The organism is Variovorax sp. P4_B11 (genome assembly GCF_056402355.1).
The window spans coordinates 21,537-45,515 of record NZ_JBFUHO010000058.1 but is presented as its reverse complement, the minus strand read 5'-3'; the positions used below and the strand labels follow the sequence as shown (position 1 = coordinate 45,515).

Below are 23,979 nucleotides of genomic sequence, written 5' to 3'. Positions count from 1 at the left end.
GGCACATGCACTTCGTGCCGACCTACTCAAGCTGGCTCAATCAGGTCGAGCGATTCTTCGCGATCATCACCGACAAGGCCATCCGCCGTGGCTCGTTCAGAAGCGTCAAGGAACTGACGAACAAGATCAACACGTTCGTCAGCCAATACAACGAGACCTGCAAGCCCTTCACCTGGACGGCGACAGCCGATTCAATTCTCGAAAAGCTCACCCGCCTGTGCGGTCGAATTAACGGGACAGGACACTAGCTAGTGTTGGGACGCGTTCACCAAGAGCTGGATCGAAGGCAGCGCGGGGGAAGGCGCGCTGGTAAAAGTGGTCAACGCTTTCTGAGGTTCAGAAAGTGATCCGCGTCGGGATTGGCGTTGGTCGGGGCGGCGGCGTAGTAAGAGCTGATGGTGTGCTTCATGAGATGCGCCTTGAGTCGCTCAATGTTCTTGATCGGCCCCTTGCTGGATGTCACCAAGGACAACCCGCCGAGCTCGCGCGGAGCAAACGGTCACAATGCAGCCGTGCATTCCATCCTCGATCCCAAGTGGCAGCTATTTGTAAAGACCGCGGACGCGGGCAGCATCTCGGCCGCCGCCCTCGCGCTCGACCTTCCCTTGTCCGTGGTCAGCCGCAGCATCGCGCAACTCGAGAAGGAATTCGGCACGCGCCTGTTCCGGCGTACAGGGCGCGGTGTGGTGCTGACGGATTTCGGCCAAGAGGTCTACCCGCGTATCGTCGCGCTGAGTCGCGAGGCGGAACAACTGGCCGACGAGATGCGCACGCGCAAGGGCATCCCGATTGGAGACGTGCGCTTTGGGATGCTGCCTTCAACGGTCCCGGTGTTGGCCGGGCACCTTTTCTCGGAGGTGCGCAAGCAGTGGCCGCAGGTGCGGCTGCACCTGACTGAGGGATCCAGCGTGCAACTGGAGGACTGGCTCGTGCAGGGACGCCTCGACATAGCGATCCTTTTGCGCGAAGAAGCCGCCAGGCCGAATGAGGTGGTCCTCGAGCGAATACAACTCTACCTCGTCGTGCCCAAGTCGCACCCGATCGCGAAGCGCGAAACCATTCCCTTCGAGGATGTCGCGGCACTTCCGCTGGTGCTGCCCAGCGAGCCGCATCCCTTGCGCGCGCGGCTGGCGCTGCTGGCGCATGAACGGCAGCTTTCCCTGGTACCTGCCCTGGAGGCGGACTCCATCCGGCTGCAGCACGAAATTGTTGCCTGCGGCGGCGGCTTTGCGATCACGGCGGGCTCGCTCGCGCCGCACGATATGCGGCGGCTCGCCATCGTGCGGATCGTGCGTCCCGCCCTGACGCGAATCGTCGTCCTCGCCACGACGACGCACCGTCCGTATACGCTGGCCACCCGCTCCGTCGGGAGCCTGATCCAGACGCTTGCCGCCGGAGCATTCAAGAGCGCATAGGCCGGGCATCAGGTTTGCAGGAAGAGCAAAGCTGCTTCCGCCGGCGGCGGTGGCCTCGCCGGCTGGCGTTCCCTACGATGCAGTCGCACAACAAGGAGCGACTCTTTTGGGCAACAACGACCACGCGGCCATCCAGGTGCCGCCCACCCTATTCCTCACCGATGCCGACGTAGCCGTCCTAGCCGATTGGAAAGCCGCGATCGACTCGTTGCGCAAGGCCTATGCGCACCCCATCGACCCAGCGATGGTGCCATCCAGATCCATGGCACGCGGCGACGGCCTGTGGCTGCGCTGCATGACGGCAGTTTCGCCCAGCGGCCTGCATCTCGGCTGCAAGCTCATTTCGGCCTCGATGAAGGGCAAGCGCGCCAGCTACCTGATCTCGCTATTCGACCAGGAGACGATGGCGCTGAGCGCGCTGATCGACGGTAATCGCATCACTGGCATCCGCACCGCCGCCACGGCGGTCGTTGCAGTAGATGCATCGGCGCCGCACAAGCCTCTACGGGTGGCCGTTCTCGGCTCTGGCTTCGAAGCGCGAGGACTGCTCGAGGCGCTCGCTTCTGTGCGCACCATCGCTGCGGCCCGGGTGTTCAGTCCGACGCCCGCGAGCCGCGAGAAATTCGCTGCAACATTCCGCGCCGAGCAGGGCCTGGCGATCACCCCATCCGATTCGGCGCAGGAGGCCCTTCGAGACGCGGACGTAGTGCTTTGCGCGGCACGCAGTCGGGACGAAAGCCCCGTGCTCCTCGGTGCATGGCTGGAGCCGGGAATGACGGTGGTGTCCATTGGATCCACCTTGCCCGAGCAACGGGAAGTGGATGCGGAAGTCATCCGCCGCGCCACGCTGATTGTGGCCGACATGCCGGAAGAAGTGGTGCACGACACCGGCGACATGCTAGCGGCGGCCCATGCCGGCGTGGTGTTCTCGGACAAGCTCGTGGCCCTCCCCGCGCTGGTCTCCGGCAGCGTGCGCCGTGATCCGACTGCGATCGTCCTCTACAAGTCGGTCGGCTCCGCGCTGCAGGACCTCATCACTGCGGAAATGCTGCTGGCGCGCGCGCGCGCCAGGGGACTTGGTTCCGTCATGCCCCACTCCATCCTCCCGGTCTTCAAGTAAATCAATCAGAGGAAATCCTCCATGCCTTCCTATCAACGCAAGGACGCCCGCGCCTGGGCCCGTGAACATCTCGTCGGCTGTTCCGCCGTGACGATCCCGAGCTACTCCGCCGATCTGACGAAGCTCAACGAAAAGGGCATCCGGCATGACATCGCCCTGGCTCGGGAGTTCGGCTACAGCTTCACGCTGCTGTGCTCGGAAGTGGCGATCACGCCCGAAGAGAATGCGCAGTTCACCGCGTGGGCGCGCGACACGGCCGGCAGCAAGCTAGGCCTGTTTTTCCATGCGGCCTTCGGCACGCTGGCGGAGAACATCGAAGCGGTGAAGCTCGCAGAGAAGGCCGGCGCGGACATCGCGCTGCTGTCCTATCCGCCGCAGTTCTGGCCGAACACCGAACAGGAGATCTACGACTACACGAAGCAGTTCTGCGATGCCACGAACCTGGCGGTCATGCTGTTCCCGATCCCGCTCTGGGGCTTCGAGCGGGTGCATCCAGCAGGCATGTCCGTGGAGCTGGTACGCCGCATCCTCAAGGACTGTCCAAACATCGCCGCCATCAAGTCGGAGCAGGGATTTCCCCTGCCCGCAGGCCTGTGCGAGATGTACCACCACTTTCGCGACGAGGTGGTGATCAGCTGCCCTATCGAGGGCGATGCGATCCCGCTTATGAGCGTGATGAAGCTGCAGTTCTCCGGCACCAGCAACACCCAGTGGATGAGCACCTACTATCCCCGCGCTTTCGAACTCGCGCGCAAGGGCGAATGGGAATCCGCGATGGAGCTTTACTGGAAAGTGAACCCGGCGCGCAACGCCAATGGCGCTGCGGCACAGAGCTATGCGGGCGGCACCGGTGTGTTGAACCGCACGATGTGGAAGTACCAGGACTGGCTGGCCGGCTTCAACGGCGGGCCGCTGCGCGCCCCGGCGATGCGTGTCCCGGACCGGCTCATGAAGTCGTTGCGCCAGGGGCTGGCGGCTTCCGACCTGCCGGTGACTTCTGATCCGGACAGCGCCTTCATGATCGGCCGCAATCCATGTTGAGGGACCGAAACGTGCAGGAACTGTTGAAGGATCCCGGGCTGTTCCGCAAGGCCGCGTTCGTTGGCGGCGATTGGGTGGAGGCGACTCCGCACGGCACCTACGGCCTGCGCAACCCGGCAAACGATCAACTACTGGCCGAACTGCCACGATTCCGTGAGGAAGAGACCGCGCGCGCCATCGAGATCGCGCACCAGGCCTTCCTAGCCTGGCGCCATACCACCGCGAAGGCGCGCTCGGAAGTGCTGCGCCGCTGGTACGAGTTGATGGTGCAACACAGGAACGACCTGGCGACCCTGATCACATTGGAAGAGGGCAAGCCACTCGCCGAAGCGAAGGTCGAGGTCGACTACGCCGCCTCCTTTCTGCAGTGGTTTTCGGAAGAGGCAAAGCGCGTGCGCGGGGACGTGATTGCCGCACCGCGCGAGACGGCCCGCATCGTGGTCTTGAAGGAGCCGATTGGCGTCTGCGCGGCGATCACGCCCTGGAACTTTCCCGCGGCCATGATCACCCGCAAGGCCGGGCCGGCGCTGGCCGCGGGCTGCAGCATGGTGGTGAAGCCGGCGAGCCAGACGCCCTTGACCGCGTTGGCTCTGGCCGAGCTCGCAAACCGCGCGGGTGTCCCTGCCGGTGTTTTCAACGTGGTCACTGGAAACGACACGCGGGCCATCGGCGGGCAGCTTACCTCGCACCCACTGGTGCGCAAGATCACCTTCACCGGCTCCACTGAAGTCGGCCGCGTGCTGCTCGCCCAGGCAGCCACGACCATCAAGAAATGCTCGATGGAGCTCGGTGGCAACGCGCCTTTCATCGTCTTCGACGACGCAGACCTGGATGCCGCGGCCGACGGCCTGGTGGCCGCGAAGTTCCGCAACACCGGGCAGGCCTGCATCAGCGCCAACCGCGTGCTGGTGCAAGCGGGCGTCTACGACGTCTTTGCTGCCAAGGTCGCTGAACGCATGCGCAAGCTGCGAGTCGGCAATGGCCTGGAGCAGAACGTGGAGCTGGGCCCCTTGATCGACGATGGCGCTGTCGCCAAGGTGGAGGAGCACATCGCCGATGCCCTGGCGCAGGGGGCGAGAATCTCGCAAGGCGGCAAGCGGCATGCGCTGGGTGGACGGTTCTTCGAGCCGACGCTCCTTCTCGACGCCACGCCCGCAATGGCCGTGGCGCGCGAGGAGACTTTCGGCCCGGTTGCACCGCTGTTTCGTTTCGAAAGGGACGAGGAAGCCTTCGCGATGGCGAACGCCACCGAGTTCGGCCTGGCCGCCTATCTGTACAGCCGCGATGCGGCCCGCATCTGGCGGGCCGCGGCCGCCATCGAATCGGGCATGGTTGGCATCAATTGCGGGCTGATCTCGAACGAGGTTGCCCCCTTCGGAGGCGTGAAGCAGAGCGGCTTGGGGCGCGAAGGGTCGCAGTACGGCATCGAGGAGTTTCTCGAAATCAAATACCTGTGCTGGGACGGGCTGGCACCCGCGGTCAGCTGAAGACGAACACAAAAGGAGACAAGCATCATGCAAGTTCATTCCCGCACTCGGCGCGTCGTGGTCTTTGCTGCGGCCCTCGCCGCCGCGGCAGGCTTCGCGCATGCGCAGCCGAACATCATCAAAATGGTGGTGCCCTTCCCGGCCGGCGGCGTGACCGACCAAGCCGCGCGCGTGATCGCCGAAAGCATGGGGCGCCAGCTTGGGCAGACCATCATCATCGAAAATCGTCCGGGTGCCGGCGGCAGAATCGGTGTCGACGCGGTCGTCAAGGCGTCCGCCGACGGCAACACGCTGCTGTTCACCAATTCCAGCTATAGCATTCTCCCCGTCGTCGATCCCAAGGTACCGTTCGACCCGCTGAAGGCGCTTGCTCCCGTGAGCATGAGCGCCACCTTCGGCCTGCAGATCGTCACGCGCAAGGACATCCCCGCCAACACGCTGCAAGAGTTCATTGCCTACGCGAAAAAGAACCCCGGCAAACTGAGTTACGGCAGCGCCGGCGTAGGAAGTGGCGCGCATTTCGCCGGCGAATATTTCAAGTCGCTCACGGGAACTTCCCTGGTTCACATTCCTTACAAGTCGACGAGCGCGGCGCTGGCTGACGTCGCTGGCGGGCAGCTCGACTTGGCATTCGACGCGTCGGCGAAGCCGCTGGTGGACGCCGGCCGGGTCAAGCTGCTGGCGGTGACCGGCAGCAAGCGCGATCCTCGCTTCCCTGACACGCCGACCGCGCCGGAAGCGGGCTTGAAGGAGTTCTCTGCGATGTATTCGTGGATCGGCGTGCTCGCACCGGCGACTACGCCTCAACCTGTACTGGAAAAGCTGCAGAAAGCCGCCGCCATGGCGGCGGCGGATCCCGCCGTGCAAAAGCGCTTCGCCGAGCTTGGGCTGCAGGCGGAGGGCGGGCCCGCGAGCCGGCTGGGAAGCGCCATCAGCGAGGATTTGCTCGTCTATCGCAAGATCGCGACCCAGGCGAAGCTGCAGTTCGACTAGCTGTGATGTTTCAGTGTGGTTTGTTCATCCGTTCAAGATTTGGGAAGCTATCGTTACCAAGACACGGCCACTCAAGCAAGGGGAACGGATGAACAGCCATAAGGTGCGAGATTGACGCCCAAAGGTCGAGCCCTGCTGGCAATTCGCATTCGCGAGCAGGGTTGGACAGTGAAGGCCGTCAGCGAAGCTGGCGGCGTGAGTGACCCCACGTGCGATGGGCAAAAATCGTGGAGAGGAGTTCCATCGAACTGGTGAAACAAATCAACTTCGGTCATTCGCGACTCAGTTCATTCTTCACCAAGAATCGCCACCGCCCGGGTCCATCCGGCGGATGCGCCGCGGATCTTGTGCGGGAAGCAGCTGATGATGAAGCCGTCGCCAGGCACCGACTCGAGGTTGTGCAGCTTCTCCAGGTGGCAGTAGCCGATGTCGCGGCCGGCCTTGTGGCCTTCCCATAGCAGGTTGCGATCACCGGTCTCGGCAAACTTCTTCGCCGTGTACGAGAAGGGGGCGTCCCAGCTCCAGGCATCGGTGCCGGTCAGCCGCACGCCCCGTTCGAGCAAATACATCGTGGCCTCGTAGCCCATGCCGCATCCGCTGTTGACGTAGTCGCCGTGGCCGTAGCGCGCCCCCGCGCGCGTGTTGACCACCACGATCTCGAGCGGCTTGAGCGTGTGCCCGATCCGGGCAAGCTCGACCTCCACGTCTTTCGCGGTGGCGACATAGCCGTCGGGAAAGTGGCGGAAATCGAGTTTCACGCCGGGCTGGAAACACCACTTGAGCGGAACCTGGTCGATCGTCATCGAGGGTTTGCTGCCCCCCTCCTCTTTCGCGTCCATCGTCGAATGGAAGTGCCATGGCGCATCGAGATGGGTGCCGCTGTGGGTGGTCAGGCGCACCCACTCGGCGGCGGCGGCTTCGCCGTCGGGGAAGTCCTCGGGCGTGGTGCCGGGCAGCATCGCGTTGAATTCGTGCATGGTGTCGGCATGCTTCTGGTAATCGATGCGCGGCGCCAGAGGCGGCGGATCGGACAGCACGTCGTTCTCGAGATAGATCGACAGATCGATGAATTCACGGGGCATCGGGCATCTCCTCTTCTTCTTCAGGATTGCTGCCAGCGCAGCAGTCTTTTCTCCGCGAGTGACAGCAACCCGTTGCTGGCGAAGCCGATCAGGCCCAGCAGCGCGATGCCGGCGAACAGCTCGCTGGCGCGGAAGGCGCGCGCGGCCAGCAAGATGGCCTGGCCCAGGCCGCTTTGCGAGGCGATCATCTCGCCGACCACCGCGACGATCAGCGAGATCGTCATCGACAGCCGCATGCCCGCGAGGATGTCGGGCATGGCGTTGGGCAGGCCGATCTTCCACACGAAGGCCGCGCGCGGCAGCTGCAGGCAGCGCGCCACTTCGGCCAGGCGCGGCTCGACGGCGGCGAAGCCGTGCACGGTGGCCAGCAGCACCGGCCACATGGCGCCGAAGGCCACCACGAACAGCACCATGTTCGGGTTCAGGCCGAAGACCGAGATGGCCAGCGGCAGCAGGGCCGAAGCCGGCAGCGGGCGGATGAATTCCAGCGTCGGCTGGACCCAGGCGCGCACCGCCGCGAAGACGCCGATGGCCGCGCCCAACAGCACGCCGAACAGCGACGCCAGCAGCCAACCTTCGAGCATGCGGCGCACCGTCGCCAGCGTGAAGGCCAGCAGCTCGCCGCGGCCCTCGCCGGCCGCACCGCCGAGGTTCAGGCCTTCGGCGAGGCTGGCCAGCGTGGCTTGCGGGGTCGGCAGGAAGACCCGGCTGACCCAGCCCGCGTTGCTTGCGGCCCACCACAACGCGACCAGCGCGGCGAGCACGCCGGCCGAGCCGAACCAGGTGGCCGTGCGCCCCGTGAGCCCTGTGCGACGGGCGCTCATTGCACGGCCCCCATGCGCCGCGCCACCCGCCGCTGCAGGCCCTGCATCGCCGCATTGATGGCATAGCCCACGACGCCGATCCAGCCGAGCCAGGCCAGCATCAGCGCCGGGTCGAGGCTCTGCTGCGCGATCATCATCGCGTAGCCCATGCCGTTGGGGTTGGCCGCGATCTCGACCGTGACGGCCACCACCAGCGCCACCGCCACGCCCAGGCGCAGCGCGACGAACAGGCGCGGCACGATCGCCGGCAGTACGATCTTCCAGGCCCGCTCGCGCACCGACAGGCCCAGCACGCGGCTGACCTCGAGCAGCCGCGGCTCGACCTGCCGCACCGCCGCCTGGACCAGGATCAGCATCGGCCAGAAGGTCGCGAAGGCCACGATGGCGAGCTCCATGCGCACGCCGAAGCCGAACATCAGCATCGCCAGCGGAATCAGCGCCACCGAAGGCACCGGCCGCAGCACCTCGATCGAGAGCGTGCCGAGCTCGGCCGCGCGGCGCGACAGGCCGAGCGCGATCCCCAGCGCGATGCCCCCCAGCGCACCGGCCAGCAGCCCGAGCGCAGCGGTGCCCAGGGTGAAGGCGGTGGCGTGCCACAGCGAGCCGTCGACGGCCGCGCCTGCGAAGGCCTTGAGTGCCGCGCTCGGCGGCGCGAGCGCATCGCTGCCGAGCGCGACGGCGCGCCGCGCGTACCACTCGAAGAGCGCCAGCAGGGCCAGTGGAAAGACCAGCGGGCGCAGCCACCTGGTTCGCCGCCCGGCCGCTCCGAAGGCGAACACCGCAGCGCTGCTGCGCGGAGGTTCTTTAGTCATGGCCGTGCTCGATGAAGGCGAACAGCTCGCGGCGCAGCCGCAGGAACTCCGGGTGTTCCTTGGTCGTGAGCTGATCGCGCGGACGCGGAATCGGCACCTCGATCATGCGCGCCAGGCTCGGGCGCCCCGGGCCGGGGTCGGCCTGCAGCGCGATCACGCGGTCGCCCAGGTAGATCGCCTCCTCGAGGTCGTGGGTCACGAACAGCACCGTCAAGCCGTCGTCGCGCACCAGGCGCGCGAGCTCGTCCTGCAGGCTCTGGCGGGTCAGCGCATCGAGCGCGCCGAAAGGCTCGTCCATCATCATCAGCTCGGGCTTCTGCGCCAGGCAGCGCGCGATCTGCGCGCGCTGCTGCATGCCGCCCGAGAGCTGCACCGGGAACTTCTGTGCATGGCAGGCCAGGCCGACCTTGGCCAGCACCTCGGCGATGCGCGCGGGCCGCTGGCTCGCGGGCACGCCGGCGGCCTCCAGTGCCAGGCTCGCGTTGCCTTCGACCGTGCGCCAGGGCAGCAGCGCGCGGCCGTAGTCCTGGAACACGAAGGCCACCTCGCGCGAGGGCCCGGTCATCGCAACACCGTTGCGCCGCACCTCGCCCCCGCTGGCGTTCACCAGCCCGCTGGCCGCACGCAGCAGCGTGGTCTTGCCGCAGCCGCTCGGGCCCACGATGCAGACGAACTCGCCGCGCGACACCTCGAACGAGGTCGGCGACAGCACCTCGCGGCCGCCGTAGCGGATCGCGACCGAATCGATGTCGAGAAAGGGTGCGCCTTGCATCGTGGCACTTCTGGCGCGCGGCGCAAGCGAATCGACAGCCCGCATCGATCAGCCCAGCACCACGCCGCTGCGCTTGACCACCGGCTGCCACTTCGCCTGCTCGGCCTTGATGAAGGCATTGAACTCGGACGGCGTATTGCCCACCGGCTCGCCGCCGTAGCCCCTGTAGCGCTCGATCGCATCGGGCATCCTGGCGACCTGGGCGCAGGCGTCCGCCACCTTGTCGATGCAGGCCGTCGGCGTGGTCGCGGGCGCCATCAGCCCGAAGGAGGTGAACGGCTCGAACTCGGCGATGCCGAGCTCGCGATAGGTCGGCACCTCGGGCAGCAGCGGCTGGCGCGCGTTGCCGGTGAGCGCCAGCACCTTGAGCCGGCCCGCGGCGATATTGCTCATCGACGCGGGAAGCGCATCGAAGATCACTTGCGTGTCGCCCGCCAGCACGCTCGAAAACGGGCTCGTCGTGTTGTACGGAATGAAGTCGATCGACGCGCCGGTGGCCATGACGAACCATTCGCCGACCATGTGCGAGAAGCTGCCCACGCCTTGCGTGGCCGCGCGGATGGTGCCCGGCTCGCGCTTGCTGAGCGCGACCAACTCGGCCGCGTTCTTCACCGGCAGCTTCGGGTTGGCGATCATCGCGCCCTGCAACAGCGCCAGCATGCTGACGGCCGTGAAGTCGGACAGCTTGTAGTTGAGATGGGTGTAGAGCTGCGGGATATAGGACAGCGCACTGGTCGACCCCATGTAGAGCGTGTAGCCATCGGGCGCGGCCTTGGCGGCGTAGTCGGTGCCGATCGTGCCGGCCGCGCCGGGCCTGTTCTCGACGATAACCGAATGCCCCAGCACGGCGCCGATGCGCGCCGCGAAGAAGCGCGAATCCACGTCGAGACCGGTGCCGGCGGGAAACGGAACGATGACGCGGATCGGCTTGTTCGGATAGTCCTGCGCCATGGCGTGGCGCGCGGTTCCGCCGAGCAGCAGGCCGGCGCCGAGGGCGATGGTTTGACGGCGATCGAGTTGCATGGAATGTCTCCTTTTCTTTTACAGATGGGCGCGTGCGAGGTCAGCCGGCCTCCAGGCTGAGTCCGGCGGCCTTGGTCACGCGTGCATAGCGATCGATCTCGCCGCGCGTGAAGGCGGCGAACTGCGCCGGCGACATCGCCGGCAGCGGTCCGGTTCCGAGCGCGGCCAGCCGATCGATCACCTCGGGCTGATTCATCGCGCGCACGGTTTCGGCATTCAGCCGGTTGACGAGGTCCGCCGGCGTGCCGGCCGGCGCATAGAGGCCGAACCAGCTCGTGACTTCGAAGCCGGGCACGCCCGACTCGGCGACGGTCGGCAGGTCGGGCAGCGCGGGGGAGCGTTTCAGGCCGGTCTGCGCGATCTGGTGCAGCTTGCCGTCCTTGACGAAGGACTGCACCGCCAGCGGGCTGTTGAACATCATCTGCAGCTGGCCGCCGACCAGGTCGTTGACGATCGGCGCCGCGCCCTTGTAGGGCACGTGCAGCAGCTTCACGCCGGCCATCTGCGCGAACATCTCGCCGGCCAGGTGCAAGCCGTTGCCGATGCCACCGGAGCCATAGCTCACCGTCTCCGGATGGGCGCGCGCGTAGTCGATGAGTTCCTTCACGTTGTGCACCGGCAGCGACGGATTCACCACGATCACGAACACGCCCGGCGCCACCACCGGCGCCACGGGCACGAAGTCGCGCAGCGAGTCGAAGGGCAGCTTCTTGTAGAGCCCGGCATTGATCGCGAAGGCCGAGCTGTGCAGCAGCAGCGTATAGCCGTCGGCCGGCGACTTGGCGACCGCGTCGGCACCGATGATGCCGTTGGCACCGGCCTTGGTGTCGACGACCACCGGCTGGCCGAGGCGCTTGCCGAGTTCGTTGCCCAGCAGCCGCGCCACCGTGTCGGCGGTGCCGCCCGCCGAGAAGGGGATCACGATCCGGATCGGCTTCTCGGGCCAGGCGGCGGCGCGCGCGGCCATCGGCAACAACGCGCAAGCCGGCCAGGCGCCGAGGCCACGCAGGATATTGCGGCGGTTCGGATCGGTCATGGCGGATATCTCCTCAGGTGTTTTCAAGTGCGGCGGCCTCGTTCAGCGCGCGCCGCACCAACGCGTCGGCCGAGCCGTCGTCGCTGAATCCGAGGGCCAGGGCTTCGCTGGCATCGATCGGCGGCTGGCGTGCGAAGACGGCTTCGACCTGCTCGATCGGTGCGTACGCAACCAGCTCCAGACGATCCGCGCCATAGCGCGCGGCGAGCCTGTCGACGACCTCTTCGATGCGCAGCCGCAGCACCGGCAAGGCCCAGACGCGCGCGCGGCCATGCAGTGCGGCGGCGGGGATGCGTGCCGCATGCAGAAGGTTGTCGACGCAGCGTTGGGCCGACATCCACCAGCAGCTCGCATGCGGCGACACCGGGCAGACGAAGCGCTCGCCGGCGCGCAGGGCATGGAAGATGTTGCTCATGAAGGCCGACACATGGCCATTGGCCTGGGGCGGCCGCGCCACGATGCCGGGCAGGCGCACGCAGCGGCCATCGAGCACGCCACGGCGCGACATGTCCGCGAGCAGGATCTCGGTCATCAGCTTGTGGGCGCCATAGCTGGTCACCGGCCGCAGCGGCGTCGCCGCATCGACCAAGGCGGGCAGCGGTGCGCCGTACACAGCGACTGTGCTCGTGAAGACGACGACCGGCGGCGCGTCCGCGCTGGCCAGGCGTTCGAGCAAGCCGACGGCGGCATGCAGATTGACCGCCGCGCCGAGCGCCTGGTCCCGCTCGGCCGCACCGCCCGGAATGCTGGCGAGATGAAACACCAGATCGGGCTTCTCCGCCGCCAGGCGGTCGATGAACCCGGCATCGGCGATGCTGCCTTCGAAGTGCCGGACCCGCGGGTCGGCTGCATTGCCGGCGAACCGGATGTCTGCCAGCAGCAGTTGCTCCAGCGGCCGGCCGAGCGCGTCGGCATCGGCCAGCAGGCGCTCGGCGAGCAAGGCGCCGACGAAGCCTGCGGCACCAGTGACCAGCACCTTCATCGCGCCGACCCGGCCACAACGAAGCGGTTGTCGATGGCGCCGAACACCGATCGGCCCTGCGCGTCGAGGGTTTCGAAGCGCATCGATTCGCCGAACTTCAGGAAAGGCGTTCGCGCCTCGCCGTGGTCGATGGTCTCGACCGCGCGCCGCTCGGCCAGGCAGGCCGAGCCGACCTCGCGGCAGGACTTGTTCGACACCGTGCCCGAGCCGAGCACGAAGCCCGCACCCAGGCGGCGGTTGTAGGCCATGTGGGCGATCAACTCGCCGAAACCCCAGTCCATCTCGCGGCCGTTCGGATGGCCGAACCACTCGCCGTTGCGCGCAACGCGCAGGTCGAGGTGCACGCGGCCGTCGCGCCAGGCGTCGCCGAGCTCGTCGGGCGTGACGGCCACCGGCGCGAACACGGTGGCCGGCTTGGCCTGCACCAGGCCGAAGCCCATCTGCAATTCGCGAAACAGATGGCCGCGCATGCTGACGTCGTTGAGGATCGTCACCAGCTTGATGTGGCCGTCGGCCTCGGCCGCGGTCACGCCCATCGGCACGTCGTCGGTGATGACCGCGTACTCGCCCTCGAAGTCGCACTGGTCGGCCTCGGCCGGGAACTCGTAGTCGTCGCACGGCCCTCGGAAGTCGTCGCCCTGGCGCGGCACGAGGATCGGGATTCCCGGCTGCTTCTTGACGGTCAGCTTGAACGCCTCTTCCATGATGTCGCCGTGGTTGAGGAAGGCCGACGCGTCGACGAACTGGTGGCTGCGCGGCAGCGGCGCCATGGCCTGCGCCGGATCGAAGGCGAAGGCGTTGTCCGCGACGGCTTCGTTCAGCCGGTCTGAGAGCCGGCGCAGGCCCGGTTCGCAGGCGGCCCAGTCCTCGATCGCTGCACGCAGGGTGGCGGCGACCGGGGATGCATCCACGGCTTGCCGGAGGTCGCGCGAGACGACGACGAGGCGGCCGTCGCGGGTGCCGTTCTTGAGGGTGGCGAGTTTCATGAAAGAGGTCTCCTGATATTGAATGTGGGGGAGGGTCAGGCCAGCGGCCGGCCGCCGTCGACCGGGATCACCGCGCCGGTGGTGAAGCCCAGGTGCGTGGCGCAGGCGACGACCGCCCGGCCGACCTCCTGCGGGTGGGCCAGCCGATGCAGCGGCGTGCGTGCCGCCTGCTCGTCGCGCCATGCGGCATCCATCGACTTCACGAAGTCGGTGTCGGCCAGGCCGGGCGAGACCGACAGCACGCGGATGCGCGGCGCCAGGGCCCGGGCCAGCGAGCGCGTTATGTTGTCGAGCGCCGCCTTCGACGCACAGTAGGCGACGTTGCTGCCCATCGCGGTGACCGCGGCGATCGACGACAGATTTACCACCAGCGCATCGTGGCTGCGCTCCAGCAACCCGCGCAGCGCGCGCACCACGGCGAAGGGACCGCGCACGTTGGTCGCAAAGATCTGGTCGATCAGCGCATCGTCGAGCAGCTCCAGATCGCCGTGCGGCACGAAGCGCGTGGTGCCGGCGCAGTTGACGACGATGTCGCAGCGGCCGTAGCGCGCCTCGATGTCGGCGGCCAGCAGCGCCAGCGCGCCGCTGTCGGTGACCGGCGCCTTCAGCGCGCAATGCCGAGCCTGTTCGGCCGTCGGCAGCGCCGCCGCCAGCGACTCGGCGGCGCCTGCCGAACGGAGGTAGCCGACCACCACGCTGGCACCCGCGGCCGCCAGCGATTCGCAGATCGCGGCACCGAGCCCGCCGGCCCCGCCGGTGACCAGCGCGACGCGGCCCTGCAGCGTGACGCCCAAGCCGGTGGCCGGCATCAGGCCGCCGCTCCGAACCGCCGCACGCGGATGTCGGCCTGCTCCTTGTGGCCAGACAGCTGCTCGAGCGCGCAAAGGCGCGAGCAGACCTCGCCGATCTGCACCGAGGCCTCGTCGGTCAGCACGCGCTGGTAGGTGTGGGTCTTGATGAACTTGCCGACCCATAGGCCACCGGTGTATCGGCCCGCGCCCATCGTCGGCAGCGTGTGGTTGGTGCCGATGACCTTGTCGCCATAGGACACGTTGGTGCGCGCGCCCAGGAACAGCGCGCCGTAGTTGGTCATGCGCTGCAGGTACCAGTCGGGGTCGCGGGTCATCACCTGAACATGCTCCGAGCACAGCCGGTCGGCTTCGGCCAGCGCCTCCTCGTCGCTGTCGCACAGGATGATCTCGCCATGGTCGCGCCAGGCCACGCGGGCGATCGCCGCGGTGTCGAGCCGGGCCAGCACGTTCTCGATCGCCGCCGGCAATTCGGCGGCGATGGTCTTGCTGGTGGTGATGCAGTAGGCCGGCGAGGTCGGCCCGTGCTCGGCCTGGCCCATCAGGTCGACCGCCACCAGTTCGGCGTCCACGCTGTCGTCGCAGATCACCAGGGTCTCGGTCGGGCCAGCGAACAGGTCGATGCCGACGCGGCCGAACAACTGGCGCTTGGCCTCGGCCACGTAGGCGTTGCCCGGGCCGACGATCATGTCGACCGGCTTGAAGCTGTCGGTGCCGATCGCCATCGCGGCCACGGCCTGCACGCCGCCGACGCAATGGATCTCGTCGGCGCCGGCCAGCGCCATGGCCGCAACGATCTCGTTGCTCGGCTTGCCGTCGAACGGCGGCGCGCAGGCCACCACGCGCTTGACGCCGGCGACCTTGGCGGTGAGCACGCTCATGTGCGCGGAGGCGATCAGCGGATATTTGCCGCCCGGAATGTAGCAGCCGACCGAGTTGACCGGGATGTTGCGATGGCCCAGCACCACGCCGGGCAGAGTCTCGATCTCGACGTCGTGCATCGAGCTCTTCTGGATCTGCGCGAAGCGGCGAATCTGCGCCTGAGCGAACTTGATGTCGGCCAGCGCCTGCGGCGACAAGGCCGCGATGCAGGCGTCGATCTGGGCCTGGTCGAGCCGGAACGACGCCGGGCTCCACCGGTCGAACTTCTGCGAGTACTCGCGCACGGCGGCATCGCCGCGCGTCTCGATGTCGCTCAGGATTGCCTCGACGGTCTGCCGGACCTGCGTGTTGCGGTCGGCCTTGCCGGCCGCGGCCTGGCCGCTCTTGAGTTGCTGGATCATGGGTTCTGCGCTTTCGGTGGGTTACTTGACGATCAGCGCCGCCACGTCGGGCACCGCCTTGACCATGCCCTGTGCCTTCATGGCGTCGCCCCAGAAGCCGAGCTGGGCGTCGCTGACGGAAGTCGCGAGCTTGGGGACGGCCAGCGTGGCTAGCACTTCGGGCGGCATGCGCAGGTACTTGCCCATCACGGCACGCGAGGTTTCGGGTTCCTTCTGTTGAAAGGCGATGCCTTCGTCGAGCGCCTCGCGAAAGGCCTTCGCGGCCGCGGCATTCTTCTGGGCCCAGTCTTTGGTGCTGCTGTAGACGATCGGCAGCACGCCGGCCGGCGGGAAGTCCTCGGAGATGTAGGCGAGCACAGTGCCGGTGCCAGCCTGCACCATGCGGCTCATGAACGGCTCCGCGGGCACGGCGGCATCGATGTTGCCGCCGCGCATGACGTCGTTGGTCTGCGGCAGCGCGACTTCGACGAAGCTGACCTTCTTCCAGTCCACGCCCTTGTCGCCGAGCCACTTGCGCATCAGCACATGCAGCGTGGCGCCGAATCCCGCCACGCCGACGCGCTTGCCGACCAGGTCCTGCGGCGTCTTGATCTCGACGCCCTTGCGCACCACGATCCCGGGCACCTTGCCGTCACGCGTCAGCACGCTGCCGCCCGCGATCACGCGCAGGTCGAGACCGCTGTCGACCGCCTGCATCAGCACCGAGGGCGTGACGGTGCCGATCTGGATCGAATCCGACTGCAGTGCCGGTGGAATATTGGGGTTGATCGGGATCGTCTGCAACGTGACGTCGAGGCCTCGCTTGGCGAAGAAGCCCTGCTCCTTGGCCACGTACAGCGGCATCAGGTCGGGAATCGCGACGTAGCCGACCGTGATCTTCGTCTGGGCCCAGGCGGCGGCAGCGGCGAGCAGCAATGTCAGTGCGGCCAGGGCACGGAAGGCGTCGCGTCGAATCGTGTATGGCATGAAGTCTCCTGTGGAAATTCTTGTGTGTCAGTTGCCATCGCCGATGGTGGTGCCGCCATCCGCAATGAGGTTGTGTCCGGTCACGAAGCCGCCGGCGCGCGAGACCAGGAACAGCGCCGCACCGGCGATCTCCTCGGGCTCGGCGATGCGGCGCAGCGGCGTGAGCGCCAGCCTGCGTTGCATCACCGCCGCGTCATCGGTCAAGGGCCTGGCGAAGGCGGTGCGCGTGACGCCGGGAGACAGCGCGTTGACGCGGATGCCCGAAGGCCCCCACTCCACCGCCAGGTTGCGCGCCAGTTGCGCCAGCGCGGCCTTCGACAGGCCGTAGAGCCCGAGCCCCTTGTTGCCGCGCACGCCCGCGATGCTCGACATCAGCACCACGCTGCCGCTGCGGCGCGGCACCATGTGGGCGATCACCGCGCTGGTGAGCCACAGCACGCTGCGCAGGTTGACGGTCATCGTCATTTCGTAGTCGGCATCGCTCGCGCCGGCGATGGGCCCCATGTGCGGCGCCACGCCGGCGTTGCACACCAGGATGTCGATGGCGCCGCACAGGCGCAGCGCGGCATCGACCAGCGCATCGATCTGCCCGCGCTGCGTGACGTCGCAGGCCACGGCCTGGGCGTCGATGCCGCGGGCCCGCAGCGCCGCCGCCTGCGCCTCGCATTCGGCGCCTTCGTCGCTGGACAGAATCACCTTCGCGCCGGCTTCGCCGAGCGCCGTCGCCACGGCCAGGCCAATGCCGCGGCTGGCGCCGGTGACCAGCGCCGACTGGCTGCTCAGGTCGAACAGGGAATGCATGCGCGGCCTACCAATGGATCAGCGGCATGCCGGCCACCGGCGAGCGGAAGTACGGGATCCGGTCGCCGCGCAGGCTGCCCAGGTAGACCGTGCGCAGGTCCGGTCCGCCGAAGGTCAGGCTGGCCATCCACGGCGCCAGGGTGCCGTGCGCGGCGGCCATGATCTCGGGCGTCAGCGTGCACGCCTCGTAGTGGCGGTTCAGCGTGGCCGTCGCCTCGGCATTCGAGTCATCGAGCAGCGTCAGCAGCTCGCCGTCCGGCGTGATCGCGACCAGCTTGTCAGTCATGATCAGCGTGACCCACAGGTTGCCGAACGCGTCGAAAGCAAAGCCGTCCGGGAAGCCTTCGAGCTTGCTGGGCCCGTAGACCTCGCGCTGCGCGAGCGAGCCATCGGGCTGCACACGCAGCCGCGAGATGCGGCGCGCATTGCTCTCGACCACGTAGAGCCACTCTTCCGCCGCATCGAGCCGGACTTCGTTGGTGCCGCCGAAGCCCTCGGCCACGATGCGGATCCCGCGCTCGTCGATCAGCGCGATGTAGCCGTCGAGCACGCCCGAGTTGATCGAGTCGGTCCACGGGCGCATGCGGGTGGTCACCGTGAGCCAGATGCGCCCCTTCGAGTCGCGCGCGACGAAGTTGGCCTTGCCCAGCGGCCGGCCGTCGATTTCGGTGTAGAGCGTGCGCATGCGACCGTCGCGCGTCATCACCTCGACCGCATCGGTGCCCCAGTTGGCGATGATGAAGTCGCCGTTGGCGAGGAACGCCATGCCGTTGGGCAGCGATCCCTGGGCCTGCACATAGCGGTCGTCGAACGAGACCGATTCGGCCGCAGCCGCCTGCGCGATGCGCGGCGTCACCAGTTGCTGCGTGCCGTCGGGCGCGACGCCCACCCCGCCGCCACGCGCGTCGGCCGCCCACAGCGTGCCGTCGCGCTCGGCCAGGATGCATTCGGGCCGCTGCAGGTCGTGGCCGATGGTCCGGATGGCAGCGCGGTCGACCTGCCAGCCGATGAGGGGGTTCTTGTCAGTCATGGGTTTCGGTGATCGGAAGCTGGAGTCCCAGCAGGTCGGCGGCATTGCCGCCCAGGATGCGCGCGCGGTCCGCGGCGCTCAAGTCGGCCACGCTCTCGAGCAGCCGGTGCGGGTCGTAGCTGCCCATGTCGAACGGATAGTCGGTGCCGACGACCAGCTGCGACGCGCCGACCACCTCGATCAGATGGCGCAGGATCTCGGGCTCGTAGACCAGCGTGTCGAACCAGATGCGGCGCAGGTAGTCGCGCGGCGCGCGCTTCATGCGCGCCGCCTCGGGCCGCACCTTGTAGGCATGCTCGCTGCGCCCGAAGTTGGCCGGCAGGTAGCCACCGCCGTGCGCTGCAACGATGCGCAGGCCCGGATGCCGGTCGAGCACGCCGCCGAAGATCAGCTCCGACAGCGCCACCGTGGTCTCCAGCGGCTGCCCGATGGTGTTGGCCAGATAGTGCCGGTTGACGCGCTCGCCCAGCGAGCTGCCGAGCGGATGGATGAAGACCAGCGCCCCCAGTGCGTCGGCGCACGCCCATACGGGCTCCAGGCTCGCATCGGCCAGCTCCCGGCCATTGACCGAGGACGACACCTCGATGCCGCGCAGGCCCAGCGTCTCGACCAGGTGCGTCAGCTGCCCGACGGCAAGCCCGGGGTGCTGCAGCGCCACCGTGCCCAGGCCGGCCAGTCGTTGCGGATGCAATGCGCACTGCTCGGCGATGTGTTCGTTCTGCTGCCGCACGATGGCCGAGGCCAGGTCCGGGTCGGCCCAGTAGTAATACTGCGTCGGCGACGGGCTCAGCACCTGGACGTCGACGCCCATCGCGTCCATGTCCGCCAGGCGCTCGGCCAGCATCGTCATCTTGCGGATCGCCGGCGGCAGCATGCACGCGAGGTTGTGGCGCACCGAGTCCTCGCCCTGCATGCGCAGCATCAGCGCGGGCTCGGCCTTCTTTTGCGGGCGATCGGCCACCAGCGTCTCGACCGACGGCGTCAGCACGTGCGCGTGCAGGTCGACGGTGAAGGCCCGGCGGCCGCTACCGACCGGTCTGAGCGGCGCCTGCGCGCAACCCGGTGGACATGCGGCGGTGCAGCTGTGGATCAGCATCGCGCCTCCCCTTCGCCCGCCTCGCGCGCTTCATCCTGGCAGATGTTGCGCTGCGTTCCGAGGCCGGTGATGGCGCCTTCGACCACGTCGCCCGCACGCAGGAAACGGCCGTAGTGCGTTCCGTTGCCGGCCGGCGAGCCGGTGCAGATCAGGTCGCCCGGCCACAGTTGCACGCGACTGGAGATGTGCTCGATCTGGCGCGCGATGTCGAAGATCATGTCGGACGTGCTTTCGTCCTGCATCAGCTGGCCGTTCAGGCGCAGCTGGATCCGCAGGTCCTGCGGGTCCGCCACGAACGCGGCTGGCACCAGGTAGGGCCCCATCGGCAGGAAGCTCGGCGCGCTCTTGGCCGAGATCCAGTCGGTGCCTAATGCCTTCGGCTCCTTGACGTAGACCATGTCGCGAGCCGTGACGTCGTTGACCACCGTGTAGCCAGCGACGTAGTCCATCGCGTGTTCTCGCTTCACGTTGCGCGCCGCGCGGCCGATGACGACGCCGAGCTCCAGCTCCCAGTCGGGCTTGTGCGCGAACGCCGGAATCACGATCGGATCGAACGGACCGGTGACCGCCGAGACCATCTTGCCGAACACGTACGGGCTGCCATGGGCGGCGCGCTCTTCCATGAGCTCGCGCGCATGCGCGCGCAGCTGCTCGGGATCGAGCCCCTCGGTGCCCGGGTTCGCGCCCGGCCCCTGGTCGACGATCAGGTCGACCACGTGCTTGAAATAGTTCGCGCCGGTGCACATCACCTGGCGCGGCAGGTCGACCGGCGGATGGAAGCGGAAGCGATCGATCGGCTGCCAGGCGCCGTCCGGCGTCTGCGCCGTCTGCGAGACGGCCCGCAGCAGCGCCTCGAAGCTCTCCGGCCAGTCGGCAAGCAAGCCCAGCACGTTGCCAGCATTCCGCAGCGCCGGAGCGACGTCGCTCACCGCGGCCGCCCGGCCGGCGACCACGACGGCGGCGAACGGCTGGCCGTTCGGCAAGGACAAGGTCGCAAGCGCGAAAGGCGCCCGGAGGTCGTTGGCTGGCATGTCTCTTGGCTTCTTTGTTAATGCGAGCCGAGATCGTAGGAAGGCTGGACATATCCGTAAAATCGATTTTTCGGATTTCTTGTATCCGGCGATCCGATACATTTCGGCCCATGCGCTTCAACAAACTCGATCTCAACCTGCTGGTCGCGCTCGACGCCTTGCTGGCCGAAAGAAGCATCACCCGCGCAGCCCGGCGCCTGAGCCTGAGCCAGCCGGCCACCAGTGGCGTGCTGGCGCGGCTGCGCGACTATTTCGGCGATCCGCTGCTGACCCAGATCGGGCGCCAGATGGTCATGACGCCGTTGGCCGTGGAGCTCTCGGTGTCGGTGCGCGACGTGCTGCTGCGCATCCAGTCGACTATTGCGGTGCAGCCGGTGTTCGATGCCTCGACGTCGACCCGGCATTTTCGCGTGATGGCATCGGACTATCCGATCAGCGTGGTGCTGGCCGAGGCCGCGCGCCACATGTTCCATGCGGCGCCGGGCGTGACTCTGGAGATCGTGATGCCTGGCGACGGCGTTTCAGAGGCGGTCGAGCGCGGCGAGATCGACCTGCTGATCATGCCGTCGCAGTACCTCGCGCAGGGACATCCGAGCGAAAGCCTCTACGAGGAAACCTACAGCTGCGTCGTCTGGAGCGGCAACACGCGGGTGGGCGAAACGATCACCAAGGACGAGTACATGTCGCTCGGCCACGTGACCACCCGATTCGGCAACAACCGCCACCCGAGCCTGGAAGAGTGGTTCCTGAAGAGCAGCGCGCTTTCACGGCGCATCGAGGTGACGACGAACAACTTCAACACATTGCCGCTGATGGTCATCGGCACGCACCGCGTGGCCACGATGCACACTCGCTTGGCTCGCCAGTTGGCGCTGACTCTGCCCCTTCGCATCGTGCCGCTGCCTGTGGAGTTTCCGACGATGATCTGGACTATGCAGTGGCCGCGTCATTTGACCGGGGACCCGGCGCACCTCTGGTTCCGTCGTGTCGTGAAGGAAGCCGCTCAAACCGGCGACTGAAAGAGTCCCAGGTTGCCGCACCCGGGCAGTCTTCGCGACAGCGACAGCGACAGGAGGAGCGTTTGTCGAGAGCCCTGGCCATCGCTCAAGATCGCTTACTCCCTGAGAAAGCAAGATTTCGCAAATTTCATGGACGCGAATCGTCCGCTGTCCGCGAGCGCCCAACCCCTCGCATCGCCTTGATCCTCTCATCGCGCTCGGTAGTGAGGTACATCGACGTCGTCGCTACCGTTGCATGCCCCAGGTTGTTTTGCACCACCTGGATGGGCACCGGCGTCTGCCCTTCCCTGCCTTGCAACGCATGCGAGCCATGCGAATGCCGCAGCCAGTGCGTGCTGGCCTTTTTCAGCTGCTGCGCGTCGGCGCCCTCAAGGCTGTCAGCGGCCTGTGCCAGGAACGCCCTGATGGCCTGGTAAAGCCCCGAGGCCGACCAGGATGCGGGCCGCTCGAGTTCGGTGCCGAAGCGCGCCATCACATGGATGCCCCGATTGCCCGGCGCGCTCACCTGCCGCTCGAAGCCGAATCGAGCCAGCTCTTCGCCAAGCTCCTCGACCAGTTCGCCCGGCACCGGCACCTGCCGGCGGCGCCCGCCCTTGCCGATGACCGACAACATCCAGTCGGCCGCAACCGTCCCATCGGTGTATTCGATCTGCTCCAGATCCTCGCATTTCACGGTGGTGATCTCGGCCAGTCGCAGCCCGGTCGCGTAGAGCCAGCGCATGCCACGCCGAAGCCGCCGCCCGGCTTCCGTGTCGACGTGGTTCCTCAACAGCGCGTCGACGTGATCCCACTGGGCAAAGGTCATGGTCCGGCTCGAGCCCAGCGGCAGCCTCGGGTGGCTCGGCAAGGCCACGGCCGCAAACGGACTCCCCGTCACGTAGCCCTGGCTCGTGAGGAAGGCAAACAGGCTCCTCAGGATGGTCAGCGAATGCCGCAGCGCGACCGGGGCCAGCGGCCCCTCGAGGGGCCGCCACAGGGGCGACCAGCGCTGGTGATGGCGTGGCCCGCACCAGGTCGCAGGGGGATTGGCCAGGAAGCTGCTGTAGTCCGGCGCATCCTCCACCGCCAACGACGACAACGCCTTCTTCCGTTCGAGGATCGCCCACAGCAGCAGTCGCTCCGCCTCCTTGCGATACGCCCGCTGCGTCGACGAGAGTTCGCCATTGATACGTCCCGGCCGCTTCGAAGCCAGCCAGGCGCCAATCGCCTCGTGGTCGTTGCGGGCCAAGATGAGACATTTCTCGATCGGCGCACGAAAGCGCCCCGCACGGCCGTCCAGTTCGGCCGGCAACAGGAATTTCTCGAACGGGCGGATGGCGGTGGCCGCTGGCACCACCTCGGCCAAGGTGGCCGGCGTCAGTTGCGCGCGCGGCTGGTCCACGTGCCGCCCGACCCGCAGCCCCAGCGCGGTCTCGTTCGCATGCAGCCACTCGAGGATTCGCGAGCCCTTGAGCGCTCCCACGCCCGGCACCTGTACCCACCAGCGTGCGCCGATGCCATTGATGCGTTCCACCAGCGCAAGGAGCGTCGGCACGCCGGCGCGCTCGAGCCGGCTGGCCAGCGAAGGATTCAGCCACGCCCCCACGCGGTCGCCCGGTCGCGGATCTTGCGCCACGAGGCCTTGCAACCAACGCAGCGCTTCGAGCTGCCGCTCGATGACGCGGGCCCGGCGCGTGGGCTGGGCCGAAGCGCCCTGCGGTCCCCTGCCCTGCCCGCCCCTGCCTCCCCTCGCACTGGGCGGATAGGCCTCTTCGTAGGCTTCCAGCTGCTCGGCTTCCGAAAAATCCTCCATGCCCTGCGCTTGGGCGAACTCGGCCAGCGTGGGTTGCTTTGGCGCCGACGTGATCCGATCCGGGTCCAGCAGGATCAGCCGGGCGGTGCCTGGCTTGTTCTCACGCTTGGCCGACGCCGCGAACTCGTCGCGGATCCAGGCGATCGTTTTTCGCACCGTCCGCAGATCCGTGTGCTCGCCTTCGAGCCGCAGGTACCGGTCCCAACTCGCGCGCTCATCGAGGCCTTGGGCCAGCGCCCTCATGAAGGCGAAGTGCCCGCTGTGCAGCTTGCGCGGCGGTGTCTTGGTCTGCTTCACGTTGGCCACGTGGGGCCGCGGCCCTTGTCGGCAGGGGATCGCCAGAACTTCCACCAGGGCCGCGGAGCCGCCACCGGCTCCGGCGGCAGCTGCGCCAGCTGGCTGGCCTTCAGGCGTCGGCGCCGCTCGACTTCGAGGGCATGGGCGATCCCGTTGGCCTCGCGGTCGCCGCGAAGGGCCTGGGCGCGCCAAGTCACCGCCAGGCGCTCGAGCGCTTCATCGTCGAGGTGCTCCAGTTGCGACGGGGTCGGAATGGTGGGCATGGTGGGCATGGTGGAGACG

General features: G+C 67.5%; 24 protein-coding genes and 1 pseudogene. 8 read left to right on the top strand and 17 right to left on the bottom strand.

Annotated elements, in window-relative coordinates; all coding sequences use genetic code 11:
- The 7 genes and pseudogenes from AC1DYD_RS32975 to AC1DYD_RS32945 all read left to right on the top strand — a co-directional run.
- Positions 1-248 (top strand): annotated as a pseudogene (locus AC1DYD_RS32975) (IS630 family transposase); the annotation flags it as partial.
- A 183-nt stretch (positions 249-431) separates the two neighbouring features.
- Complete coding sequence (locus AC1DYD_RS32970) at positions 432-1,415, top strand: LysR substrate-binding domain-containing protein (RefSeq protein ID WP_478176951.1); 984 nt, start codon at positions 432-434, stop codon at positions 1,413-1,415.
- A gap of 106 nt (positions 1,416-1,521) precedes the next feature.
- On the top strand, positions 1,522-2,535 hold the full coding sequence (locus AC1DYD_RS32965) for an ornithine cyclodeaminase family protein (protein ID WP_478176950.1): 1,014 nt from the start codon (positions 1,522-1,524) through the stop codon (positions 2,533-2,535).
- A 21-nt stretch (positions 2,536-2,556) separates the two neighbouring features.
- Positions 2,557-3,576: a dihydrodipicolinate synthase family protein gene (locus AC1DYD_RS32960; protein WP_478176949.1), complete on the top strand. Its 1,020-nt coding sequence runs from the start codon at positions 2,557-2,559 to the stop codon at positions 3,574-3,576.
- 11 nt (positions 3,577-3,587) lie between these two features.
- The gene (locus AC1DYD_RS32955; protein ID WP_478176952.1) at positions 3,588-5,063 is read left to right on the top strand and encodes an NAD-dependent succinate-semialdehyde dehydrogenase; all 1,476 of its coding nucleotides are present in this window, start codon (positions 3,588-3,590) and stop codon (positions 5,061-5,063) included.
- Between the two features lie 27 nt (positions 5,064-5,090).
- Complete coding sequence (locus tag AC1DYD_RS32950) at positions 5,091-6,056, top strand: Bug family tripartite tricarboxylate transporter substrate binding protein (RefSeq protein WP_478176948.1); 966 nt, start codon at positions 5,091-5,093, stop codon at positions 6,054-6,056.
- A 111-nt stretch (positions 6,057-6,167) separates the two neighbouring features.
- Positions 6,168-6,311, top strand: a complete 144-nt coding sequence (locus tag AC1DYD_RS32945) for a leucine zipper domain-containing protein (RefSeq protein ID WP_478176947.1) — start codon at positions 6,168-6,170, stop codon at positions 6,309-6,311.
- Positions 6,312-6,343: 32 nt separating this feature from the next.
- Here AC1DYD_RS32945 and AC1DYD_RS32940 read toward each other — a convergent pair whose 3' ends face one another.
- From AC1DYD_RS32940 to AC1DYD_RS32870, 15 genes are read right to left on the bottom strand one after another with little or no spacing between them, the layout of a single operon-like run.
- Positions 6,344-7,138 (bottom strand): cyclase family protein, encoded by a 795-nt coding sequence (locus AC1DYD_RS32940; protein ID WP_478176946.1) that lies wholly within the window; start codon positions 7,136-7,138, stop codon positions 6,344-6,346.
- 20 nt (positions 7,139-7,158) lie between these two features.
- Positions 7,159-7,962, bottom strand: a complete 804-nt coding sequence (locus AC1DYD_RS32935; protein ID WP_478176945.1) for an ABC transporter permease — start codon at positions 7,960-7,962, stop codon at positions 7,159-7,161.
- Positions 7,959-8,774, bottom strand: coding sequence for an ABC transporter permease (locus AC1DYD_RS32930; protein WP_478176944.1), 816 nt, complete (start codon positions 8,772-8,774; stop codon positions 7,959-7,961). The genes AC1DYD_RS32935 and AC1DYD_RS32930 overlap by 4 nt, the downstream gene beginning before the upstream one ends.
- Positions 8,767-9,546, bottom strand: coding sequence for an ABC transporter ATP-binding protein (locus AC1DYD_RS32925; RefSeq protein WP_478176943.1), 780 nt, complete (start codon positions 9,544-9,546; stop codon positions 8,767-8,769). The genes AC1DYD_RS32930 and AC1DYD_RS32925 overlap by 8 nt, the downstream gene beginning before the upstream one ends.
- A 48-nt stretch (positions 9,547-9,594) precedes the next feature.
- Positions 9,595-10,569, bottom strand: coding sequence for a Bug family tripartite tricarboxylate transporter substrate binding protein (locus tag AC1DYD_RS32920; protein WP_478176942.1), 975 nt, complete (start codon positions 10,567-10,569; stop codon positions 9,595-9,597).
- A 40-nt stretch (positions 10,570-10,609) separates the two neighbouring features.
- Entirely contained in the window at positions 10,610-11,605 is a 996-nt protein-coding gene (locus AC1DYD_RS32915; RefSeq protein WP_478176941.1) for a Bug family tripartite tricarboxylate transporter substrate binding protein, read from the bottom strand.
- A 13-nt stretch (positions 11,606-11,618) separates the two neighbouring features.
- Complete coding sequence (locus AC1DYD_RS32910; protein ID WP_478176940.1) at positions 11,619-12,587, bottom strand: NAD-dependent epimerase/dehydratase family protein; 969 nt, start codon at positions 12,585-12,587, stop codon at positions 11,619-11,621.
- A complete protein-coding gene (locus AC1DYD_RS32905) occupies positions 12,584-13,573 on the bottom strand; it encodes a fumarylacetoacetate hydrolase family protein (protein ID WP_478176939.1) in 990 nt (329 codons plus the stop codon). Before AC1DYD_RS32905 ends, AC1DYD_RS32910 begins: the two co-directional genes overlap by 4 nt.
- Positions 13,574-13,608: 35 nt before the next feature.
- Positions 13,609-14,382 carry an SDR family NAD(P)-dependent oxidoreductase gene (locus AC1DYD_RS32900; protein ID WP_478176938.1) on the bottom strand — a complete coding sequence of 258 codons (774 nt, stop codon included), beginning with the start codon at positions 14,380-14,382 and terminating at the stop codon, positions 13,609-13,611.
- A complete protein-coding gene (gene hisD / locus AC1DYD_RS32895) occupies positions 14,382-15,665 on the bottom strand; it encodes a histidinol dehydrogenase (RefSeq protein WP_478176937.1) in 1,284 nt (427 codons plus the stop codon). Before hisD ends, AC1DYD_RS32900 begins: the two co-directional genes overlap by 1 nt.
- 21 nt (positions 15,666-15,686) lie before the next feature.
- The gene (locus AC1DYD_RS32890) at positions 15,687-16,631 is read right to left on the bottom strand and encodes an ABC transporter substrate-binding protein (protein WP_478176936.1); all 945 of its coding nucleotides are present in this window, start codon (positions 16,629-16,631) and stop codon (positions 15,687-15,689) included.
- 27 nt (positions 16,632-16,658) lie between these two features.
- Positions 16,659-17,432, bottom strand: coding sequence for an SDR family NAD(P)-dependent oxidoreductase (locus AC1DYD_RS32885; protein WP_478176935.1), 774 nt, complete (start codon positions 17,430-17,432; stop codon positions 16,659-16,661).
- Between the two features lie 7 nt (positions 17,433-17,439).
- Positions 17,440-18,462, bottom strand: a complete 1,023-nt coding sequence (locus AC1DYD_RS32880) for an SMP-30/gluconolactonase/LRE family protein (protein ID WP_478176934.1) — start codon at positions 18,460-18,462, stop codon at positions 17,440-17,442.
- Complete coding sequence (locus tag AC1DYD_RS32875) at positions 18,455-19,558, bottom strand: amidohydrolase family protein (protein WP_478176933.1); 1,104 nt, start codon at positions 19,556-19,558, stop codon at positions 18,455-18,457. The genes AC1DYD_RS32880 and AC1DYD_RS32875 overlap by 8 nt, the downstream gene beginning before the upstream one ends.
- Entirely contained in the window at positions 19,552-20,589 is a 1,038-nt protein-coding gene (locus AC1DYD_RS32870) for a fumarylacetoacetate hydrolase family protein (protein WP_478176932.1), read from the bottom strand. The genes AC1DYD_RS32875 and AC1DYD_RS32870 overlap by 7 nt, the downstream gene beginning before the upstream one ends.
- Positions 20,590-20,699: 110 nt before the next feature.
- Here AC1DYD_RS32870 and AC1DYD_RS32865 point away from each other — a divergent pair, with 110 nt between their 5' ends.
- The gene (locus AC1DYD_RS32865; RefSeq protein ID WP_478176931.1) at positions 20,700-21,608 is read left to right on the top strand and encodes a LysR family transcriptional regulator; all 909 of its coding nucleotides are present in this window, start codon (positions 20,700-20,702) and stop codon (positions 21,606-21,608) included.
- Between the two features lie 127 nt (positions 21,609-21,735).
- Here the strand turns inward: AC1DYD_RS32865 and AC1DYD_RS32860 are convergent, their stop codons facing one another.
- Positions 21,736-23,697, bottom strand: coding sequence for a phage integrase family protein (locus tag AC1DYD_RS32860; RefSeq protein ID WP_478176930.1), 1,962 nt, complete (start codon positions 23,695-23,697; stop codon positions 21,736-21,738).
- Positions 23,694-23,960 carry a hypothetical protein gene (locus AC1DYD_RS32855; RefSeq protein WP_478176929.1) on the bottom strand — a complete coding sequence of 89 codons (267 nt, stop codon included), beginning with the start codon at positions 23,958-23,960 and terminating at the stop codon, positions 23,694-23,696. Before AC1DYD_RS32855 ends, AC1DYD_RS32860 begins: the two co-directional genes overlap by 4 nt.
- Positions 23,961-23,979 lie beyond the last annotated feature (19 nt).

What these genes read in the sequence shown, in the direction of transcription:
- AC1DYD_RS32970 (WP_478176951.1), top strand. Translation starts at nt 432, where the DNA reads ATGTTCTTGATCGGCCCCTTGCTGGATGTCACCAAGGACAACCCGCCG.
- AC1DYD_RS32960 (WP_478176949.1), top strand. Translation starts at nt 2,557, where the DNA reads ATGCCTTCCTATCAACGCAAGGACGCCCGCGCCTGGGCCCGTGAACAT.
- AC1DYD_RS32950 (WP_478176948.1), top strand. Translation starts at nt 5,091, where the DNA reads ATGCAAGTTCATTCCCGCACTCGGCGCGTCGTGGTCTTTGCTGCGGCC.
- AC1DYD_RS32940 (WP_478176946.1), bottom strand. Translation starts at nt 7,138, where the DNA reads ATGCCCCGTGAATTCATCGATCTGTCGATCTATCTCGAGAACGACGTG.
- AC1DYD_RS32935 (WP_478176945.1), bottom strand. Translation starts at nt 7,962, where the DNA reads ATGAGCGCCCGTCGCACAGGGCTCACGGGGCGCACGGCCACCTGGTTC.
- AC1DYD_RS32930 (WP_478176944.1), bottom strand. Translation starts at nt 8,774, where the DNA reads ATGACTAAAGAACCTCCGCGCAGCAGCGCTGCGGTGTTCGCCTTCGGA.
- AC1DYD_RS32925 (WP_478176943.1), bottom strand. Translation starts at nt 9,546, where the DNA reads ATGCAAGGCGCACCCTTTCTCGACATCGATTCGGTCGCGATCCGCTAC.
- AC1DYD_RS32920 (WP_478176942.1), bottom strand. Translation starts at nt 10,569, where the DNA reads ATGCAACTCGATCGCCGTCAAACCATCGCCCTCGGCGCCGGCCTGCTG.
- AC1DYD_RS32915 (WP_478176941.1), bottom strand. Translation starts at nt 11,605, where the DNA reads ATGACCGATCCGAACCGCCGCAATATCCTGCGTGGCCTCGGCGCCTGG.
- AC1DYD_RS32910 (WP_478176940.1), bottom strand. Translation starts at nt 12,587, where the DNA reads ATGAAGGTGCTGGTCACTGGTGCCGCAGGCTTCGTCGGCGCCTTGCTC.
- AC1DYD_RS32905 (WP_478176939.1), bottom strand. Translation starts at nt 13,573, where the DNA reads ATGAAACTCGCCACCCTCAAGAACGGCACCCGCGACGGCCGCCTCGTC.
- AC1DYD_RS32900 (WP_478176938.1), bottom strand. Translation starts at nt 14,382, where the DNA reads ATGCCGGCCACCGGCTTGGGCGTCACGCTGCAGGGCCGCGTCGCGCTG.
- hisD (WP_478176937.1), bottom strand. Translation starts at nt 15,665, where the DNA reads ATGATCCAGCAACTCAAGAGCGGCCAGGCCGCGGCCGGCAAGGCCGAC.
- AC1DYD_RS32890 (WP_478176936.1), bottom strand. Translation starts at nt 16,631, where the DNA reads ATGCCATACACGATTCGACGCGACGCCTTCCGTGCCCTGGCCGCACTG.
- AC1DYD_RS32885 (WP_478176935.1), bottom strand. Translation starts at nt 17,432, where the DNA reads ATGCATTCCCTGTTCGACCTGAGCAGCCAGTCGGCGCTGGTCACCGGC.
- AC1DYD_RS32880 (WP_478176934.1), bottom strand. Translation starts at nt 18,462, where the DNA reads ATGACTGACAAGAACCCCCTCATCGGCTGGCAGGTCGACCGCGCTGCC.
- AC1DYD_RS32875 (WP_478176933.1), bottom strand. Translation starts at nt 19,558, where the DNA reads ATGCTGATCCACAGCTGCACCGCCGCATGTCCACCGGGTTGCGCGCAG.
- AC1DYD_RS32870 (WP_478176932.1), bottom strand. Translation starts at nt 20,589, where the DNA reads ATGCCAGCCAACGACCTCCGGGCGCCTTTCGCGCTTGCGACCTTGTCC.
- AC1DYD_RS32865 (WP_478176931.1), top strand. Translation starts at nt 20,700, where the DNA reads ATGCGCTTCAACAAACTCGATCTCAACCTGCTGGTCGCGCTCGACGCC.
- AC1DYD_RS32855 (WP_478176929.1), bottom strand. Translation starts at nt 23,960, where the DNA reads ATGCCCACCATTCCGACCCCGTCGCAACTGGAGCACCTCGACGATGAA.